1 protein-coding gene and 1 pseudogene are annotated in these 1,613 nt (G+C 44.6%); both read right to left on the bottom strand.

Going from position 1 to position 1,613, the window contains the following annotated elements; genetic code table 11:
- Positions 1 to 284 (bottom strand): annotated as a pseudogene (locus R7Q47_RS23850) (alanyl-tRNA editing protein); the annotation flags it as partial.
- Between the two features lie 233 nt (positions 285 to 517).
- A partial coding sequence (gene der, locus R7Q47_RS23845; RefSeq protein ID WP_318089631.1) for a ribosome biogenesis GTPase Der occupies positions 518 to 1,613 on the bottom strand: 1,096 nt, incomplete at its 5' end.

The following is a 1,613-nucleotide window of genomic DNA, read 5'->3' as shown; positions in this document are numbered from 1 at the left end:
CCTTCTGTATCGCGCTTTACAGGGATTGCCGCTCCAACAAATACCTCTCCGGTTGCCACTTCAATGGCACCAACTTGACAATCAATCACTTCAAGTTGTTGATCATTAAATACTAAGATGCCTTTATCCGCGGGATGATCAGGCCAGATATGGCTAACGGGATGAAACGGAGTCACGTCGGTGACTACGTAGGTCACTTCATTGTGGTTTTGAACGAGTTGAATCTGAGCGTCCAACTGCCAAGTTTGATGGCAGAAACGGGTTTGTGTCGCGGTAATCGTCATGCTTTGCTTATCTTTGTGAATGTAAGAAGTTAAGGTTGTGTGCTGAGCATTTGAAGATACAGGAATCTGCACGTCATCACTAATATCACTAGAGAAAAACCGCGCAGAAGAACATTGTGATAATGATGAAAGTAAGGTTTAGAAAAGGACACATCTCACATCACTTTTAGAGGTTGCAAAAAACAGATAAAAAAATACCCAAGTAAAAACTTGGGTATCTTCAAATGCTTAAATTATTTTTTGCGGTTTTTAACCACAGACATCATACGTTTACGCTTACGCTCTTGAGACAAAGTTAGCTTGTTCGCACGATTCTCAAACGGGTTTTCGCTATTCTGGAAGTTGATACGAATTGGCGTACCCATAATTTCCAGTGACTTGCGGAAGTAGTTCATCAAGTAACGCTTGTATGAATCCGGAAGTTCACGAACCATGTTACCGTGAATCACGACGATTGGTGGGTTGTAACCACCTGCGTGCGCGTATTTTAGCTTGATACGACGGCCACGAACCATTGGCGGTTGGTGATCATCAGTCGCCATCTTCATGATACGAGTCAAAACAGAGGTACCAACACGTGTCGTTGCCGACTTGTACGCTTCTTGGATAGACTCAAACAAGTGACCAACACCAGTACCGTGCAGTGCAGAAATAAAGTGAATGCGAGCAAAGTCAACGAAACCTAGGCGGCGGTCTAGCTCTTTCTTCACGTTCTCTTTTACTTCGTTATCTAGACCATCCCACTTGTTTACCGCTAGTACGATTGAACGACCGGCGTTCAATGCAAAACCTAGCAGGCTCAAGTCTTGGTCAGAGATGTTTTCACGTGCGTCGATAACCAATAGCACTACGTTTGCGTCTTCGACGGCTTTCAACGTTTTAACAACGGAGAATTTCTCAACCGTTTCGTTAATACGACCACGACGACGTACACCCGCAGTATCAATGATTACATCCTCACGGCCATCACGTTCCATAGGAATGTAGATTGAGTCACGAGTTGTGCCTGGCATGTCGTATACCACAACACGTTCTTCACCAAGAATACGGTTGGTTAACGTCGACTTACCAACGTTTGGACGACCAATGATTGCCAGTTTGATTGGCTGTTCTTGTAGACGTTGGAACTCCGCTTCCGCCTCTTCTTCAGTGTATTCGTCTGGTGCAATTTCAGCGTCTTCAAATTCTGTCAGATCTTCAATCTCACCTTCTTCTGATTCACTTGTTAGTAAATCATCAAAGAATGGAGCTAGCGCACGCTCAAGCAATGCTGTAACACCACGACCGTGTGCAGCCGCAATTTGGTACATGTCATCAACACCAAGCTGC

This window comes from Vibrio sp. Vb0349 (assembly GCF_033338975.1).
Note: the sequence above shows the minus strand (reverse complement) of the source record. Positions and strands in the feature narration are given on the sequence as shown.